Origin of the sequence: Plantactinospora alkalitolerans, from assembly GCF_015690345.1 — a bacterium.
In the GTDB taxonomy this organism is placed as follows: Bacteria; Actinomycetota; Actinomycetes; order Mycobacteriales; family Micromonosporaceae; genus Plantactinospora; species Plantactinospora alkalitolerans.
This window is the reverse complement of sequence record NZ_JADPUN010000007.1, coordinates 1-928: the sequence shown is the minus strand read 5'-3', so window position 1 is coordinate 928 and position 928 is coordinate 1. Positions and strand designations below refer to the sequence as shown.

The 928-nt window shown below is 67.1% G+C and carries 1 pseudogene; it reads left to right on the top strand.

Going from position 1 to position 928, the window contains the following annotated elements:
• Positions 1-64: 64 nt before the first annotated feature.
• Positions 65-928: pseudogene (locus I0C86_RS00035) on the top strand (IS5 family transposase); the annotation flags it as partial.

The window sequence follows — 928 nt, the reverse complement described above, 5'->3', positions numbered from 1 at the left end:
AGTGAGTGTTTGAGAGTGGTGTCGGACGGCGGGTCCGTCGGGTGAGGTCGGGTCGTTCGGTGATCTGGGTATGGGACGGACGCGAACGTATGACTCGGACCTGACCGATGCCCAGTGGGAGATCGTCGAGCCGATGCTGCCGTTGATCAAGGAGCCGGGTCGGCCGCCGAAGCATCCTCGGCGGGACATCGTGGACGCGATCCTGTACGTGCTGCGTACCGGGTGTTCGTGGCGGCAACTGCCGGTCGACTTTCCGCCGTGGCAGACCGTGTACTGGCAGTTCAGGCAGTGGGAGAAGCGGCAGGTTGCGGATCGGATGGTCGACCTGCTGCGGGAGGAGGTCCGTCTTGCCCAGGGCCGCGACCCGCAGCCGTCGGCGGGGATCATCGACTCCCAGTCGGTGAAGGGTGCCGACACCGTCGGCGTCGACAGCCGCGGCTACGACGCGGGGAAGAGAATCAACGGCCGGAAGCGGTTCATTGTCACCGACACGCTGGGTCTGCTGGTCACGGTGTGGGTTCTCGCCGCGTGCTGGCAGGACCGCGACGGTGGCAAGGGCGCCCTCCTCGCGGCGTACGCGGCCACGCCGATCCGGTACGTCTTCGCCGACCAGGGGTTCGCCGGCCGTCTCGTCGACTGGTGCCGCGATGTCCTCCACACCACCCTGGAGATCGTGCGGAAACCAGCCGACCAGCAAGGATTCGCCGTACAGCCACGACGGTGGGTGGTCGAGAGGACCCTGGCCTGGCTTACCAGCTACCGGCGCCTGGCCCGCGACTACGAACGCGACCCGGCCGTGTCCGAAACCCTGATCCGCTGGGCTTCGATCAACCAGATGCTCCGCCGACTCACCCGAGGCGGCCCGGCCCGCCGACCGCAACGTCGCACCTTCGACCAGCACGACTGACACCACTCTCAAACACTCACT